The organism is Flavobacterium sp. LPB0248, from assembly GCF_013388355.1.
In the GTDB taxonomy this organism is placed as follows: domain Bacteria; phylum Bacteroidota; class Bacteroidia; order Flavobacteriales; family Flavobacteriaceae; genus Flavobacterium.
Genome location: NZ_CP058246.1, coordinates 1977732 through 1996730, shown reverse-complemented (window position 1 = coordinate 1996730; position 18999 = coordinate 1977732). Strand labels below are relative to the sequence as shown.

The 18999-nt window shown below is 34.7% G+C and carries 10 protein-coding genes; all 10 read left to right on the top strand.

The genetic code is table 11. The features are described from left to right. The first annotated feature begins 240 nt into the window (after positions 1-240). The 10 genes from LPB248_RS08350 to LPB248_RS08305 all read left to right on the top strand — a co-directional run bounded on the left by LPB248_RS08350 (position 241) and on the right by LPB248_RS08305 (position 18968). The gene (locus tag LPB248_RS08350; protein ID WP_177211027.1) at positions 241-3471 is read left to right on the top strand and encodes a SusC/RagA family TonB-linked outer membrane protein; all 3231 of its coding nucleotides are present in this window, start codon (positions 241-243) and stop codon (positions 3469-3471) included. A 17-nt stretch (positions 3472-3488) separates the two neighbouring features. Continuing rightward, positions 3489-5198 (top strand): RagB/SusD family nutrient uptake outer membrane protein, encoded by a 1710-nt coding sequence (locus LPB248_RS08345; protein ID WP_177211026.1) that lies wholly within the window; start codon positions 3489-3491, stop codon positions 5196-5198. A gap of 28 nt (positions 5199-5226) precedes the next feature. Continuing rightward, positions 5227-6018 (top strand): hypothetical protein, encoded by a 792-nt coding sequence (locus LPB248_RS08340; protein WP_177211025.1) that lies wholly within the window; start codon positions 5227-5229, stop codon positions 6016-6018. Between the two features lie 1005 nt (positions 6019-7023). Then, positions 7024-10134 carry a SusC/RagA family TonB-linked outer membrane protein gene (locus tag LPB248_RS08335; protein ID WP_177211024.1) on the top strand — a complete coding sequence of 1037 codons (3111 nt, stop codon included), beginning with the start codon at positions 7024-7026 and terminating at the stop codon, positions 10132-10134. A 15-nt stretch (positions 10135-10149) separates the two neighbouring features. Next, complete coding sequence (locus LPB248_RS08330) at positions 10150-11658, top strand: RagB/SusD family nutrient uptake outer membrane protein (RefSeq protein ID WP_177211023.1); 1509 nt, start codon at positions 10150-10152, stop codon at positions 11656-11658. Positions 11659-11686: 28 nt separating this feature from the next. Further along, positions 11687-12562 carry a hypothetical protein gene (locus LPB248_RS08325; RefSeq protein WP_177211022.1) on the top strand — a complete coding sequence of 292 codons (876 nt, stop codon included), beginning with the start codon at positions 11687-11689 and terminating at the stop codon, positions 12560-12562. Between the two features lie 146 nt (positions 12563-12708). Beyond that, positions 12709-14163, top strand: a complete 1455-nt coding sequence (locus tag LPB248_RS08320) for a glycoside hydrolase family 30 protein (protein WP_177211021.1) — start codon at positions 12709-12711, stop codon at positions 14161-14163. Between the two features lie 160 nt (positions 14164-14323). Continuing rightward, positions 14324-15706 (top strand): glycoside hydrolase family 30 protein, encoded by a 1383-nt coding sequence (locus LPB248_RS08315; protein WP_410504090.1) that lies wholly within the window; start codon positions 14324-14326, stop codon positions 15704-15706. Positions 15707-15734: 28 nt separating this feature from the next. After that, positions 15735-17207 (top strand): glycoside hydrolase family 30 protein, encoded by a 1473-nt coding sequence (locus LPB248_RS08310; protein WP_177211019.1) that lies wholly within the window; start codon positions 15735-15737, stop codon positions 17205-17207. An 18-nt stretch (positions 17208-17225) separates the two neighbouring features. Beyond that, complete coding sequence (locus LPB248_RS08305; protein ID WP_177211018.1) at positions 17226-18968, top strand: cellulase family glycosylhydrolase; 1743 nt, start codon at positions 17226-17228, stop codon at positions 18966-18968. The last annotated feature ends 31 nt before the right edge of the window (positions 18969-18999 follow it).

Below are 18999 nucleotides of genomic sequence, written 5' to 3'. Positions count from 1 at the left end.
GCAATAGTTGCTGTTAAACTAATGTAATATACGTTTTTTTTAATTAACATTTTTGTAACATTTTTTTTTCAAAACTAAATCGCTGAAAATTAATTAATTGTAAAATAAATGTTATGTTTTTGTAGTGTGTTAATATTTAGTTTGAGGTGTTTTTGTAAAGAAATTTAATATAATACTTATTAAAATTTAACATTATAATTGCATCAAATTACTAATTAATTAACCAAAATTTTTAGAAAAATGAAATTAACAAAATTATTTATTTTTTGTGTTTCGTCTTTACTGTTTTCTGTAGTCGCATTTGCTCAGGATGTGACCATAAATGGAATCATTAATGACGAAAGTGGATTACCCGTCCCAGGTGCGACGGTTTTAGTAAAGGGAACGAATAAGGCAACTGCATCTGACTTTGATGGGAAATTTCAGATCAGTGCTCCCTCTAACGGAACTTTGATAATCAGTTTCGTTGGTTTTGAAACTGTAAATGAGGTAATTGGTGGCAAAACTAAGCTCACGATTGTACTTAAGGCAGTATCTCAAAGTTTAAATGAAGTTGTGGTAATCGGGTACGGTACACAAAAGAAAGCTTTGATTACCGGTGCTTCTACAAACTTAAAAGGAGAAACGTTACAAGAATTGAACACCGGATCTGCGATGGAAGCACTTCAAGGTATTGCGCCAGGTATTAGTATCACAAGAAATAGTGGTTCGCCAGGAGCTGGTACTAAAGTTGTCATCCGTGGTATCGGAACAATCGGAAATTCTAATCCATTGTATATTGTAGATGGAGTTGCTGTAGGAGATATAGATTACTTGAGCCCTTCAGATATTGAGTCTATTGACGTCCTTAAAGATGCGGCTTCTGCAGCAATATATGGTTCTAGAGCAGCCAATGGAGTTGTTTTGGTAACTACAGTGAAAGGACGTAAAGGAAAACCAGCTAGAATTTCGTATGATTCTTATTTCGGAATTCAAAACATCTACAAAAATCTGGATCCTTTAAACGCACAAGAATATATGTATATCCAAGACGAAGGAAGGGTTAACGACGGACTTGCGCCAAATGACTGGAAAGCAATGTTGACTAGTAACGATTGGCTAGAGCGAAATTATCCTGGAGCAGGAACTCAACTTGGAAACGAGATATGGGATAAATTACAAAAAGGATGGACCGGTACTAATTGGATCAATGAAATGTCTAAAAAAGATGCTCCTGTTGTAAATCATTCTATTAATATTACAGGAGGAAGTGAAGATATTACCTATTCATTGGGGGTTTCGTACTTTGATCAAGATGGTATATTGGGAGGTAATATTGTAGACGCAGGATTTAAAAGATTAACTACAAGGTTGAATACGCAAATGGTTTTGAAAAAGAATGAAAGCCACAATATTATTACTGTTGGAGAAAATGTAACGTATACCAATATTCAAAAGAGAGACGTTTCTAATGGTAATATTTATGGCAACGATTTGCATAATGCTTTGACACAAAATCCATTACAGCCTGCATATTGGCAGACGGCAATTGATAGAAATATAAATGAATACGGATTTACACCTACATTAGACGGTTTAAATACAAATCAAACCAATCCTTTAGCGGTAATGTATTACAGAAGTAATTACAATTACCCAAAAGATCATAAAATTATCGGGAACGTATTTCTGGAGATTGAGCCAATTTCGAATCTAAGATTTAAAACGGTATACGGAATTGATTCATGGTTTGGATATAACAGAACAATGAATCCAACATACCATTTAGGGGTGCTTTACGATGATGCAGTTGATGGAGCGACACAATCTCAATATTTTGGTGCAAACTCAACTTGGACAAATACTCTTGCATATCAAAAGCAAATTGGGAATCATAATATTAATGCTGTAATTGGTACAGAGCTATGGAAAAGAATTGTTGAAAATAATATTTACGGTTCAAGAAATGGTTTGTCGTTTCCTAATGATCCAAAATATGCTTATTTAGACAATACGAAAAGTCCAAGTTCAATAGCGGATATTAATACCACAGGTTTTGATAAAGCTGCTGGTGGAGGGGCAATTATGTCCTATTTTGCACGTGCACAGTACGATTATAAAGAAAAGTATCTTCTTTCTGCCGTTATACGTCGTGACGGATCTTCTAATTTTGCAAAAGGCTATCAGTATGGTAACTTCCCATCAGTGGCTGCTGGATGGGTTTTAACTAAGGAAGATTTCATGGCAGGTACTTCAAAATACCTTGATTTCTTGAAGTTGAGAGCAAGCTGGGGACAAAATGGTAACCAATATACAGATTATGCTTTCTATTATACATCTAGTATTAAATATGCTTTTCCGGGTTACTTCTTTGGAGATACCAAACCGGTTTCTGGCCAGACTGCATATCCTGCCTCAGTACCTAATCCAACAGTTAGCTGGGAAACATCTGAACAGTTAGATTTAGGATTAGATGCAAGTTTTTTCAGATCAAGATTAGGGGTAACATTTGATTGGTATAAGAAAACAACTAGAGATTGGCTGGTTAAAGCACAGTTGCCTGGAACTGCTGGTGCCGATGATCCTTACAAAAACGGAGGGGATATTGAAAACAAAGGTTATGAACTTTCTTTATCTTGGAAAGATAAAGTAGGAGATTTTAAATATGGTATAACGGTAAGCGGTGCTTTTAACAAAAATGAAGTTACAAGAATTGACAATGGAAACGGTATAATTAATGGTTTGGCTCACGTTTTATCACAAGGGACATCAGAAATTTCTAGAGCTCAAGTAGGCTATCCAATAGGGTCTTTCTACGGTTTTAAAACAGCTGGAATTTTACAGAACCAAAAAGAAGTAGATGCTTATGTAGGACCTACAGGCCAGCCGTATTTTAGTGACCAACGTCCTGGAGATGTTCGTTTTGTTGATCAGAATAATGATGGTGTTATTGATGAAAAAGATAAAGTAATTCTTGGAGATCCAAATGCAAATTTCCAATTAGGAATCCAATTAAACTTTGAGTATAAAAATATTTATCTGAACACTACAATGGCTGGGAAATATGGTATGCAAGTGATGCAATCGTATAGATCATTTGCTGATAGTCCAAAACAAAATTATACTTCAGATGTATTTGATCGTTGGCACGGAGAGGGAACTTCAAACAAAATGCCTCGTTTAAGTTCTGTGTCAAATAGAAATACAAATTACATTTCAGATATCTACATGCATAATGCTGATTATTTAAGAATTAACAATTTAACAGTGGGTTATAATTTTAATGAATTATTGAAAGACATTAAATTTATTTCAAATCTTAAATTCTACGTTGCTGTAAATAACTTATACACATTTACAAAGTATGATGGTATGGATCCAGAAGTGCGTTGGGGAGGAGATAATACAAACTATTCATGGGCTTCAGGAGTAGATTTAGGTTTATACCCACAATCTCGAACAGTAATGTTTGGATTAAGTGCAGATTTCTAATAATTAAAACATTGAAAATGAAAAAACTAAGATATATAGTAGCAATTTCAGCAATTTTTGCAGTGTATGGCTGTAATGATGAACTGGATACGGAGAACCTTTCAGAAAAGAGTTTAACTAGTTTTTATAAATCTCCTACTGATATAGACGAAGCAATGGCAGGTATTTACAATGCTATCTATACAGCAAATGTTCACAGTGAAGAACAAGTAGCTGCAAACTTGATGGATAATATGATGTTTGGCGGTGGAGGTCCTGATGATAAATCGGCAAAATGGGTAGATAATTTTGAAGATCCTGCTGAAGATACCTATCGCGATATGTGGAGACAATCATATAACGGAATTTCGAGAGCAAATGCCATTATTGAAAAAGTTCCAGATGCAGATTTTTCTAAGTATTTTGATACACCGCAACTAGCAGAGGAATTTAAAAAGCAAGCTCTTGGAGAAGCTTTGTTTATGCGAGCATTCTTTTATTTCAGATTAGCAAAATTCTTTGGAGGAGTGCCATTGGTTATAAAATATGATGGAGATAGATTAGTTGCTAGATCGACTTATACTGAGACATTCGCACAAATTGCGTCTGATTTAAAACTAGCTATTGAAACCATGCCTTCTACACCGTTTCCAAGCATTCCGACTGCAAGATATGGTCATGCTAATAAATGGGTTGCAGAAGCATATATGGGACGTGTGTTTTTATTTTATACTGGTTATATGAGTAATATCGAAAAGCAAGCAACGGCAGATTTGCCTCTTGTTGAAGGTGGTGCTTTAACAGCAACACAAGTTGCAGCTTATTTAGATGATTGTATCAATAATAGTGGTTACAAACTAGCGTCTGATTTTAGAAATCTTTGGCCATATTCTTATGTAAATAAAAGTGCAAAAAATGACAATGTACTGCCTTGGGCTGCAGCAGAGGGTTTGTCATGGGTAGGTCAAGATGGTGCTACACCAACATTTGGAACAGGAAACTTTGAAACGATGTTTATGCAAAGATATTCTTTTGGTAACTGGGATTGGACAAATGGTCAGAGTTATACCAATAGACTTGCTCTGTTTAATTCATTGCGTGGCAATTCATTAGTGCCTTTTGGAGAAGGTTGGGGATGGTGTACTGTAAATCCAAAATTATTTGCAGGATGGGATGATGCCGATCCAAGAAAAAGAGGATCTATACTTGAAGTGGGTAAAGCAGAACAAGGAACAGGTAATTATGCAGCAGATAAAGGAGATCATGAAACAGGTTATTTTAATAAAAAATATGTTTCATTACAGCACGATAATGGTAAAGGATCAAATGTTGGAATGTTTGTTCAAATGTATGATTGGAAAATTACAGATATGCAGTTAATGCATGCTCAAGACTTTATTTTTATGCGTTTTGCTGATGTATTATTAATGCATTCTGAAATTACTAAAACGCCAGAGGGTATGAATAAAGTAAGACTTAGAGCAAATCTAGGGCCAGTTGGATATTCTCTTGATAATATCAAAGCAGAGCGTTTGCACGAATTGGCTTTCGAAGGATTGCATTGGTTTGATTTAGTTCGTTGGGGAGATGTAGACACAGCATTTAATGATGTGATTCAAGTTAGAAACTCTGGAGTTACAGCTAATTATAGTGTGAAATACAGATCTGAAACCAAAGGGTTAGTTCCGATTCCTGAAACTGAAATAAGACTATTAAATGGAGTTTATAATCAAAATCCGGGTTGGTAATATTTAATAACTATTAATACTTAGAAAGATGAAAATTCATAATATAAAATATTTACTAATTGCTGCCTTTACGCTGGTCTTTTCGGCGTGCGACCCAATTGTAGATGAACAGCATTTACAGAATTCGACAGACGTTGCTGGAGTTGAATTAACTTCTTCGCAAAATTCTGTAAAAGGTAATACAATTACCTTAAGTATGAATACACCTGGTGTTACGGGGTACTGGGATTATAATTTAGGAAAAGCTCTTACAAATGAAACAACTATTGTTTATCCGATTCCTGGTAAATCAACTTTTACATTCGTAGGAACTTTAGGAGGCGAATTTTTTACAAAAACGATAGATGTGCAAGTTGATAAACTTGATACTCCATTAGATCAAGATTGGTATGACTTAGTTAGTAATAACACTGTTGCTGGAAAAACATGGGTCTTTGATGGTGTTGCAGGTACAGGCGATCAGTATTGGTTTATGTCTCCTCCAGATAATCCAGATTCAGCTATGAGCGCGTGGTGGAATGCGGGCGACTGCTGTCCTCCATTGGATGTAAGTGGTAAAATGCACTTCGACTTAGATGGTGCAGCAAACTATAATCACTATGAAACGGCTTCTACAACAGCTGAAAAGGGAAGTTTCGTTATGGATATTTCTAATAAAAAGTTATTCATTAATAATTCGAAAATTCTAGGATACGAAGCTGGAAATGCCGCTAATGAGTATACTATTATTACACTTACAGAAGACAAATTAATATTGTATGTGCCAAGAAGTTTAAAAGACAAAACAACAGGTTGGACTTTTGTTTATAAACCTGAATAATATATTTTGTGTTAGTTATTTCGAAAAAGGAAGACTAAAAGATTCCTTTTTCGAATTTCAAACCTCCTATGCTTCGTTATAAATAAACGCAAGCGTATTTTAAGATTTAAACTATGGTTAGTTTAAGTTAAGTTTATTGCCTGGGTAGCCCATAATTTCGATTATGGGCTATTTTTTTTGCTATTACAGAGCAGTTCATTTCCTATAACTAATTATGTTATTAAATAGGCTTAAAAAACATTAAGAAGCTCGATGTTGGTTAATTTTTCAGCTAGTTTTCTGTAAATTCTTTTTTAGTTTCAATTATAGCGTTTTTTAGGAGTTTTAAAACGTGAAATTAAACTCTTTGGCTGGTTTTAAGATTCTCTTTGATTCTGTCTTAATAATCCTTTTGTTAATAGTAGAAGTACTTCCTGTGATAAAACCACGTTTCAAGTTTTAAATGTTTCACTCTAAAATGGGTTAAGTTGCCAATTTTCATAAAAAGACGCCTTTTTTTCAATTTTATAAGGTGAAATGTAGGCTTTAATATGTTTAATAACATATGTTTTTATAAGTTATTTCTTGTAACAATGTAAAAAATAAGATTTTTCTTCTGTTAAAAATTATTGCTAATAATGTAAAAAAAGTAGGGTAAAAATATCATATTCTCTATTTTCCAGATTTTGTATTAAAAGGAGTTTTTTAGCTTGTAATTATTTGTAAAATAGCTGTTTATATGATGTTTGTTGCTACTACCACGTTGTAGTTTTAATAATTTTTGATAAGATATGGAGGCAAAACAATAGTGTAGTGTTATTTTTTAATATTAACTTTTCTTTAGTACTATTTTTTATTTTTTTAAAGTGTTGATATTTAGTTTTTTATATAATTTTTGATGTGTTTTTATAATATTAATTTTTTCTTTTTGATGTGTTTTTGTAATGATTTTTAGATATGAAAAGTAAAAATTTAGTTTTAGTATTGCATCAAATTACTAATTAATTAACCAAAATTTTTAGAAAAATGAAATTAACAAAATTACTTGTTTTTTGTATTTCATCTTTATTATTCTCGGTTATAGCTGTGGCTCAGGATGTCACAGTAAATGGAATAATCAATGATGAAAATGGTTTGCCTGTTCCAGGTGCAACAGTTTTATTAAAAGGTACTACTAAATCTACTGCGTCAGACTTTGACGGAAAATTCCAGATTCAGGCACCTTCAAACGGATCATTAACAATTACTTTTATTGGTTACTCTACAGTAACAGAAGCAGTAAACGGAAGAACAAAAATTACAATTCAATTAAAACCAGAATCACAATCTTTAAATGAGGTTGTAGTTGTTGGATATGGAACTCAAAAGAAATCTGTTGTAACAGGTGCAATCTCAAGTGTAAAATCAGCTGATCTTGAAAAAGTACCAAACGGAAGAGTTGAGCAAGCTTTACAGGGTAGAGTAGCAGGGGTTTCTGTTGCTGCAACTTCTGGAAGTCCTGGTGCGGCGTCTAAAGTTCGTATTAGAGGTATAACTACTTTTAGAGAAGGAGGAAATGATCCTTTATGGGTAGTTGATGGAATTGCTGTAGATGCTGGTGCAGTTGGTTTTATTAATCAATCTGACATTGAGTCTATTGAGGTGCTTAAAGATGCTGCTTCTGCGGCAATCTATGGTACTCGTGCTGCTACTGGAGTTATTTTAGTAACTACTAAAAAAGGAAAATCAGGAAAAATTTCTGTAAACTATAATGGTTTTGCTGGTATTTCTGCTCCGGCTAAAAAATTAGATATGTTGAATGCGACTCAGTATGCAACTCTTATGAATGAAAAATCTTTGAATGATGGTGGTGCTATTAAATATCCAAATCCAGCTGCTTTCGGTAAAGGAACAGATTGGCAAGATGCGATTTTTAACGATTCTGCATTCAGATACACTCATGAATTAAGCATTAGCGGTGGTGGCGAAAAATCTACTTTCTATGCTTCTTTTGGAATTCAAGATCAGCAAGGTATTGTTGTGACAGATATTTCTAACTATACAAAGAAGAATTTCCGATTAAACTCAACACACAAAATTTCTGATTACTTTACTTTCGGACAGACTTTTGGATATACACACCAAAAAACAAAAGGAATTGGTAACGTAAATAATGAGTTTGGTGGACCTTTAAGCTCTGCAATTAACTTAGATCCGCTTACTCCACTTGTAGTTACTGATCCTGCTGTAGCAAACTCAGGTTATTACACAAACCCAAATGTTGTTAGAGATGCAAATGGAAATCCTTACGGAATCTCTTCTCTAGTACAACAAGAGATGACAAATCCACTAGCTTATACTCAAACTAGATTAGGAGGATTTGACTGGTCAGACGATTTTGTTGGTAATGCTTATTTAGAGGCTAACATCACTAGTCATTTAAAATTTAGAACAACACTTGGTGGTAAGTTAGCTTACTGGGGGAATGAAATGTTTACTCCGGTTAACTTCTTAAATCCAAACATGAAAGCTGACAGAAATAACTACAACCAAAATAATGAAAAAGCACTTTCTTGGACTTTGGAAAATACGTTGTCTTATGCTAACAAATTTGGAGATCATAATGTAAGTGTTTTAGCTGGACAAGGTGCTTATGTAGAAAATATTGGTAGTACTATCGGAACAACAATGTTTGGTCTTCCAATTACAAGCTACAAAGATGCGTCTTGGAATTTTGATATTCCTCAAACTGATAGAACAACAAGAACTAGTGATAAAGTAGAGCACAAATTAGCTTCATTGTTCTTACGTGCTAACTACGATTACATGGAGAAATATCTTTTTACTGGTATCGTTCGTCGTGATGGATCAACTCGTTTTGGTGAAAACAATAAATTTGGAGTTTTCCCTTCATTCTCTTTAGGATGGGTAGTTTCTAAAGAAGGTTTCTGGAAAGAAAACAATGTGGTAAACACTTTGAAATTCCGTGGAGGTTACGGAGTGGTAGGTAATGATAACATTGAAGAATTTAAATATAGAGCTACGGTTGTAGGAGGTTACAATTACACTATTGGAAATTCAGGAAGTATTACAACTGGATACGGAAACTCTACTTTGCCAAATGCAAACTTAGGATGGGAAGAAACATCTCAAACTACTGTAGGTCTTGACGCAAAATTATTCAATGATTTTTCTCTTACACTTGATTATTACAAAAAATCAACAAAAGGAATCTTAAGAAACGTTGTAATTCCTGGATATGTTGGAGCAACTGATGCACCTTCTGCTAACATTGCAGATATGGACAATAGCGGTTTGGAGGTTGAATTAGGGTACAAGAAAAGACTTGGAGACTTTAATTTAGGAGTTAATGCAAACTTTGCTTACTTGAAAAACGAAATTACTTACGTAGGATCATCTACTAATTTCATTGTTGGAGATGCTTCATTTCAATCTATGGGACCTGTAACAAGAACACAAGTTGGACATTCATTTAACGAATTCTACGGATTTAAAACAGCTGGAATTTTCCAAAATGAAGCTGAAGTTGCAGCATATAAAAATGCAAGCGGAGGATTAATTCAGCCAAATGCTAGACCTGGAGATTTCCGTTGGGTAGATTCTAATGGGGATGGAACTATTACTGAAGATGATAAACAATTCTTAGGAACAAATATTCCTAAATATACTTTTGGTTTCACAGTAAATTTAGACTACAAAAACTTCGATTTTATGGCATTTACTCAAGGAGCTGCGGGAAGCAAAATTTTCCAAGGTTTAAGAAGATTAGATGTACTTAATGCAAACTACCAAACTAAAGCTTTAGAGCGTTGGGTTGGAGAAGGAACTTCTAACGATTACCCAAGATTGACAAACAATGACCCAAATAAAAACTACACAAACATGTCTGATTTTTACTTGGAAAATGGAAACTACTTACGTTTAAAAGTGGTAACTCTTGGATACACAATGCCAGTTAGTTTATCATCTAAAATTGGAGCAGATAAATTACGTTTTTACCTAACAGGAGAGAACTTAATCACTTTTACAAAATATACTGGATTTGATCCAGAAATTGGAGGCCAAGTTTTTGGTATAGATAAAGGAGTTTATCCGCAAGCAAGATCTATTCTGTTTGGAGCTAACGTTCAATTTTAAAAAAATTAAAGAATCATGAAAACGATAAAATTTAAATATATTTATATAGCTGTGGCACTGGCAGTTCTAGGATCTTGTTCTGAAGATTTTGTGACCACTAATCCTGAAGGAAAATTTGATACAAGTACTTATTTTTCTAACGAGCAGCAATGTTATGCTGCTTTAGTGGGAGTTTACGATCCATTGAGAAAAAATACAGGTGGTTTCGAAAACTTAGTAGCAATGCTAAATGCTGGTTCTGATGATTTTTATGCTGGTGGAGGTAGTTCTACAGATGGAACTGGGATTCAAAATTTCTCTACACACTCACTTTCTTCAATTACTATTCCATCAAGTTACTGGAACGATCATTACCAAGGTATTTCTAGAGCAAATCTTTTGTTATTTAAATTGCCAGCAGCTAATATGAATGATGGAGTTAGAAAGAGATTTACTGCAGAAGCTAAAACATTACGTGCGTTTTACTATTTTAATTTAGTACGAATGTTCAAAAACCTTGCTTTAGTTTTAGAGCCGTTAACTACAGAAACGATCTATACTCCAGAGCAAGTTGCACCAGAAGTAATTTATGCTCAAATCGAAAAAGATTTAACAGAAGCTATTGCAGATTTACCAAATACTGTGGTGGCAGATACTGAAGCAGGAAGATTTAACAAAGGAGCAGCTCAGGCGCTTTTAGGAAAAGTGCTTTTGTTTGAAGGTAAAAAACCTCAAGCAGCTGCTGTTTTAGCAGAAGTAAATGGTACTCCAGGAGGAACAAACCAATATGGTAATAAATTACTAGATAAGTTTAGCGATCTATGGGTAACATCAAATAAATTTAATGCTGAGTCATTAATTGAAGTATCTCACAGTAGTGCAGGAAATTCTGATTGGACTTTCTGGGGACAAGGTAAAGACGAAGGTAACTCTTTAAACATCATGGTTGGACCTAGAGGATATTCTAGACCAAAAGGTTCAGATGCACCAGATCTTCCTGCAGGATGGGCTTTTAACGTTGCAACTCAAAAATTATTTGATGCAATGCAAGGCGATCCACGTAAGGATGCTACAATTCTTGACTTAAAAGCATTAAAAGCAGCAGGAAAAGCAGATTATATTCCAGCTTATCAAGACACAGGATATTTCTTGAACAAATACCTTCCAAGACAATCAGATGTTAGTACAGGTGGTGGTAACTCAGAGTTGAACTACAAACAAAACTCTTATGTAATCAGACTTGCAGATACTTATTTGATGGAAGCAGAAGCTTTAGGATCAGGTCCAAGAGCTCAAGCGTTACTTGATGCAGTTAGAGAAAGAGTTGGATTACCTTCAGTTCCTGTAACATTAGCTGCTATCAAGCATGAAAGAAGAATGGAATTAGCAGGTGAAGGACACAGATTCTTTGATTTAGTAAGATGGGGAGATGCAGCGGCTGCATTATCTGATAGAGGTTTTGATGCTGGAACAGATGAGATTTTCCCAATTCCGTACACAGAACTTAATGGTACTAAATTGAAACAAAATCCTAACTATCAATAGTCTTACTAATTAACCAAAACAAAGAGAAATGAACCTAAATATATATTTAAGAAAAAGTGTATACCTAATGCTAGTTTTAGCATTAGGAACACTAAACAGCTGTAGCGAAGAAGTTAATGAAAACCCTCTTGTAGCTACAAATCTAGATCCTTCGTTTACAATTACACCAGTTGCAGGTGCTATGAATACTTACCTTCTTACAGCACAGCCTAAAGGAGTAATTCTTTCGCAATGGGACCTAGGCGATGGTGCGAGTAATGGAAAAATGAATCAAGTGATTTCTTTGCCTGATGCAGGAACATATACTATTACACATACAGCTGTGGGAGCTGGGGCAGCAATGGCGTCTTCTTCTCAACAGATTGTTGTTGCACAAACAGATCCTGCAAAAGGGAACTTAGTGCAAGGTGGAAATTTTGCAACAGCTGCTGATGTAGCTAAATGGACTAGTGCGCAGTTAAGTCCATCAGGTACTGCATTTTGGTCTTATGGCGCTAATGGTGCTACTATTCATTTACCAGGCGGAGGAGCTCAAGAAGGTATTTATCAAGCAATCGAAGTTGTAAAAGACAGAGAGTATACTATCGATATGACAATTTCTTGCCCTAGCGGTTTAGACGAGACTTGGTTTGAGGTATATGCTGGTACATCAGCACCAAAACCAGGTGTTGAGTATAATGATAACGTAGTGATGGGAATAAGCACTTGGGATGGCTGTGGGACATCTAAATTTGCGGGAAGATTGTCTGCAATCGGCTGTAAGAAAAATAAAGTAACAGGAACAGTTACCAATGTTGTTAAATTCTCTGAAAGCGGAACAATATATCTTTTAATCAGATCAGGAAGTAATAAAAGCACTAATGAGCCAATTACAATCAAAAAAGTTGAGTTCAGAGGAAAATAAAAAGTTAAGTTAAGTTTAAGTTTAAGTTTGGTTGTAAATAGCCCATAATCATTATGAGTATGGGCTATTTTTTAAATCCTTCATAGGTAGAACTCGATTTTGATTTCTTCTAAACTTCAATTTAAAAACATAATAATTGGAAGCGAATGAAAAAAAATAGTTTAAAAATTTTATGCCTTTTGTTTTCAGCTGCTGCTTTTGCACAACAGCCAAAAACAAAAAAAGAGTTTACAACCAACGGCAAGAAAATAACCGTTTACACTACAGCAGAAAACTCTAAATTGCGATTAACCACCACCGATAATTTGACTTTTTCTGCCGCAAAACAGCCTTTAGAAACAGAAACTTCTGTTTTTGTACAGCCAGCTAAAAAATTTCAGACTTTTATGGGAATCGGTGGAGCCATTACAGATGCGAGTGCCGAAATATTTGCAAAACTTTCAAAAGAAAAACAAGCAGAATTCTTAGATGCTTACTACGATCAGCAAAAAGGAATTGGCTATTCTTTGCTAAGAACAACAATTCAAAGTTCTGATTTTAGCAGTGGAAGCTATTCTTATATCGAAGAAGGAGATAAAGAGCTGAAGACTTTTTCTATTGATCATGACAAGCAATATAGAATTCCTTTAATAAAGCAAGCGATACAGAAAGCTGGAGGGAAATTGACAACATACGTTGCTCCTTGGTCTCCAAATGCTTTTATGAAAAGCAATAAAAATGTATTGAAAGGTGGTACGCTGCTTCCAGAATACTATCAGACTTGGGCTAATTTTTATGTAAAGTTTATTAAAGCTTATGAAAAAGAAGGTATTCCAATCTGGGGAACTTCTACGCAAAATGAGCCAATGGCAGTACAGACTTGGGAATCTTGTATTTACACAGCTGAAGCTGAAAGAGATTTTATCAAAAATTATCTTGGACCAACTTTGAAAAAAGAAAACCTTGGTAATAAAAAAATTATTGTTTGGGATCACAACCGTGATTTGATGAATTATCGTGCCAACGTAATTTATTCTGATCCTGAAGCAGCAAAATATGTGTGGGGAATGGGATTTCATTGGTACGAAACTTGGTCAGGCGGAGCGCCAATGTTTGATAATGTTGGAAAAGTAAATGAAGCTTATCCAGATAAAAAATTGATGTTTACTGAAGGCTGCATCGAAAAATTTGACGCATCAAAATATCAATTTTGGGGTAACGCAGAACGTTACGGAATTAACATGATTCATGATTTTAATAACGGAACAGTTGCTTGGACAGACTGGAATATTCTTTTAGATCAGTTCGGAGGACCTAATCATGTTGGAAATTTCTGTTTTGCACCAATTCATGCAGATACGACGACAGGAGAATTAATCTACACACCATCTTATTATTACATCGGACACTTTTCAAAGTTTATCCGTTTAGATGCTGTGCGAGTAAGTACTGCAGTAAGCAAAAGCGCTTTATTGAGCACCTCTTTTTTAAATGCTGACGGAACCATGGCAACTATTGTCATGAACCAATCAGCAAACGATCTTACTTATAATTTGATTATTGGAGATCAAAAGGCTGAAGTAAAAATTCCGGCACACGCTATACAAACACTTGTTTATTAATATTTTGTAGTAAAGTAATGAAGAGGACTAATTTGAATCATCCATCTTAGTCTTCTCTTGCTTTTAATTTTAAAACGATTATTTAAGCAACATGAAAGTTACCTCTCAAATATTTTTATCAGCCTTTATCTTAATGCAATTAAGCTGTTTTACCTCAAAAATGACAGCTCAAAAAAATAATAAAATAAAGGTTTATACTACTGCCGAAAACACCAATTTGAAATTGTCTTTATCAAATGATCTAATTTCAAAAAACAACACTACACAACAAAAAACATCGACAGTATCTATTTTAGTAAATACTGAAAAAACAGACCAAACTTTCCTCGGAATCGGAGGCGCAATTACAGACGCAAGCGCAGAAGTTTTTGCAAAATTATCGCCTAAAAAACAGCAGGAATTCTTAACTGCTTATTACGATAAAAATAAAGGTATTGGTTATACTTTGGCAAGAACAAACATTCACAGCTGTGATTTCAGCAGTGACAGCTATACTTATGTTTCTGAAGGAGACAAAGACCTAAAGACTTTCAATATTGACCACGATCGCAAATATAGAATTCCATTAATAAAAAAAGCAATTAAAACAGCCGGCGGGAAACTAACCTTATTTGTCAGCCCTTGGAGTCCCCCAGCTTTCATGAAAGACAATAACGATATTTTGCACGGCGGCGTTTTGTTGCCTGAATTTGCTCCTGCTTGGGCATTGTATTATACCAAATTCATAAAAGAATACGAAAAAGAAGGAATTCCAATCTGGGGATTAACGGTTCAGAACGAACCAATGGCAAAACAAAGATGGGAATCTTGTATTTATACTCCAGAAGCAGAAAGAGATTTTCTTAAAAATCATCTTGGACCAACTTTAGAAAAAGAAGGACTGGGTTCTAAAAATGTTATTATTTGGGATCATAACAGAGGGGACATGCTAACTAAAAGAGCCAATCTCGTTTTCTCAGATCCAGAAGTTTCTAAGTACGCATGGGGAATCGGATTTCACTGGTATGAAACTTGGAATGGAGGTCCCCCTCAATTCGAGTCTGTGGCAAAAGTTCACGAAGCATTTCCAAATAAAAATTTACTTTTTACAGAAGGCTGCATCGAGAAATTTGATGCTTCAAAATATCAGTTTTGGGGAAATGCAGAACGTTACGGAATCAACATGATTCATGATTTTAATAACGGAACAGTTGGTTGGACAGACTGGAATATTCTTTTAGACCAAAACGGAGGTCCTAATCATGTGGGTAATTTCTGTTTTGCGCCAATCCATGCTGATACCACAAAAGATGAATTAATTTATACGCCAATGTATTATTATATTGGGCATTTCTCAAAATTCATTAGACCAAATGCAAAAAGAGTACTTGAAACCGTAAACGACAAATCGTTGTTAAGCACTTCTTTTAAAAATTCTGACGGACAATTGATTACAATCGTAATGAATCAATCTGAAAAAGAGATTGTTTATTCTTTAGAAAATCAAAAAGAACAAACAACAATTACAATTCCGGCACATGCTATACAGACAATTGTATATTAATTGTCAGCTAACTAAATAACCACGAAATATGAAATTTAATCTAAAGAACACCATAAAAGCGTTTTTCTTTATGGCAGCAGTAATGGCTCAAGTAAAATGCTCTTCTTCAAGCGATCCGGTAGAAAATCCGCCGGTAGACCCGCCAGTAGTAAACCCTCCAGTAGTAGTAACAAACGATGTTGATTTTTGGCTTACAAAAGGCAATCAAAGCGCTTTATTGGCAAAACAATCCGGAACATTAGGATTTGGTACAATAGCAAATGGTTATGCTAATATTGAAGTAAATGCTAATCAAAAATACCAAACTATTGATGGTTTCGGATATACCTTAACAGGAGGAAGTGTAGATGTTATAAACCAATTAAACGCAGCAAAAAGAACAGCTCTTTTGCAAGAATTATTCGGGAATGGCGAAAACTCAATTGGAGTGAGTTATATCAGAATCAGTATCGGAGCTTCAGATTTAAATGCAGCACCGTTTACTTACAACGATCTTGCAGCAGGAGAAACAGATTTAAATCTAGAGAAATTTAGTTTAGAAAAAGACAAAAATCTAATTGCCATGCTGAAAGAAATTGTGGCAATTAATCCTAAAATATTAATCTTAGCAACACCTTGGTCTGCGCCTATTTGGATGAAAGATGTAGCAAGTTTTAAAGGCGGAAAACTGAAAACAGAATATTATGATGTTTACGCTAAATATTTTGTAAAATACATTCAACAAATGAAAGCAGAAGGAATTACAATCGATGCTGTAACTCCTCAAAACGAGCCTTTGCATGACGGGAATAACCCAAGTATGTATATGTCTGCTACTGATCAGGGGAGTTTTATTAAAAAGAGTTTAGGGCCTGCATTTAAAGCCGCAAATCTAAACGTAAAAATTATTGCCTACGATCATAATTGTGATAATCCAAATTATCCAAAAGCAATCTTGGCAGATACAGATGCTTTTCCTTTTGTAGACGGATCGGCTTTCCATTTATATGCTGGAGATATTAGTGCGCTAACCAACGTTTTCAATTCTTATCCAACTAAAAACGTATATTTTACAGAGCAATGGACTTCTTCTGATGGGAAATTTGAAGGCGATCTAAAATGGCATCTTCGAAATGTAATTATCGGATCGATGAGAAACTACAGCAAAAATGCCTTAGAATGGAATGTCGCAAACAATGCAAATTTTGGACCTCACACAGATGGAGGCTGTAACATGTGTAAAGGTGCTATAACTATAACTTCAGGCGATAGTTTTGAGCGCAATGTAGCATATTATATTATTGCACATGCTTCAAAATTTGTTCCGATGGGATCTATAAGAATTGAAAGCAATTCTGGTGGTAGTTTGCAAAACGTGGCGTTTATTACACCTTCAGGTTCTAAAGTATTGATTGTTGAAAATGATGGTTCTGCAACAGAAACTTTCAATATTAAATTTAACGGGAAATGGGTAACAACTTCGCTAGAAGCGGGATCAGTTGGAACTTATACTTGGAAATAAATTTAGAGACAATTCGATATGAAAAAAATAATTTTAACACTACAGCTTCTAGCTTCGATAGCTTCTTTTGGACAAGGTTTTTTACATAGAGACGGACAAAAAATTGTTGATGGTAATGGCAAAAATGTTCTTTTAAGAGGTTTAGGCCTTGGCGGATGGATGGTGCAGGAAGGTTATATGCTAAAGACGCAGCCATTTGCAAGTCCGCAATATCAAATTAAACAGAAAATTCAAGATGTCATTGGCGAAGAAGGAACAAAAGAATTCTATGCTGCCTATAAAGCAAACGGAATTACAAAACGAGATATAGATTCTCTGGCAAAATGGGGTTTCAATTCTATTCGCCTTCCAATGCATTACAATCTTTATACACCACCTATTGAGCAAGAAAAAAATGATGAAATCACTTGGATAGAAGAAGGTTTTACCATGACCGATAATCTACTGAAATGGTGTGCAGAAAATAAAATATATCTGATTTTAGATTTGCACGCAGCGCCTGGCGGACAAGGAAATGATGCTGCAATTTCGGACTTTGATACAACAAAACCTGCACTTTGGCAGAGCGAAGCCAACCAGAAAAAAATGATTGCGCTTTGGAAAAAATTGGCTTCTCGTTACCGTGATAATCCTTGGATTGGAGCGTATGATATTATCAACGAACCTAACTGGAATTTTACAGGATCAAATAAAAATGGTTGCGATGAAAACTCAAACGGACCTTTAAGAGATTTAATGGTTGCTGTTACAAAAGCCATTCGTGAAGTTGATACCAATCATTTAATTTTTATTGAAGGAAACTGCTGGGGAAATAACTACAATGGAATTTTTCCTTTATGGGATGATAATCTGGCTTTAAGTTTTCATAAATATTGGAATTATAATGACAAAGCTTCTATCGAAAAGATGCTAGAGTACAGAGAAAAATACAATGTGCCAATCTGGATGGGAGAAAGTGGAGAGAATTCTAATGTCTGGTTTAAGGATGTTTTAACCTTGGTTGAAAGCCATAATATTGGTTGGGCATTTTGGCCAATGAAAAAAATAGACAATATCGCAGGAGTAGCTTCTGTTACCAAAATTCCTGAATATGATGTTCTGTTGAAATATTGGAAAGATGGCGGACAGAAACCATCACCAGAATTTGCAAAAAAGACCTTGATGAAAATGGCAGACAATTACAAAATGGAAAACGTAACCGTTAAACCAGATGTGGTAGACGCCATGTTCAGACAAGTACAGACTGATGATACAAAACCATACAAGAAGAATGCAGTTCCTGGTAAAATTGCTGCAACGCATTACGATTTAGGAACCAACGGAAAAGCTTATTCAGACACTGATTTTGTAAACTATAGATCGGTAACTGGAAAAGATGATCAATGGAATCGTGGCAACAGCATGAGAAATGATGGAGTTGATATTTTGCCATGTAAAGACAAAGATTCAAATGGTTATCAAGTTTCATTTATCGAAGACGGAGAATGGATTCAATATACCGTTGATGCAAAAGAAGGAACTTATAATGTTGCGATTCGTTATTCTAGTGAAAAAGCGGAAGGGAAATTACACTTAGAAATAGATGGAGTAAAATCAAAAGAAATTACTCTTTCTGCTACGGGAGGAAATGATAAGTGGAAAACAGTTGTTTTATCGAATGTTGCATTGAAATCAGGTTCAAATAAAGTGAAAGCTGTATTTGAAAAAGGAGGTTTTAATTTGAACTATTTTGACTTTGTTTTGAACAAAACAAAAAAATAGCAGAAAATAATATTTATCTTGATATTCAATT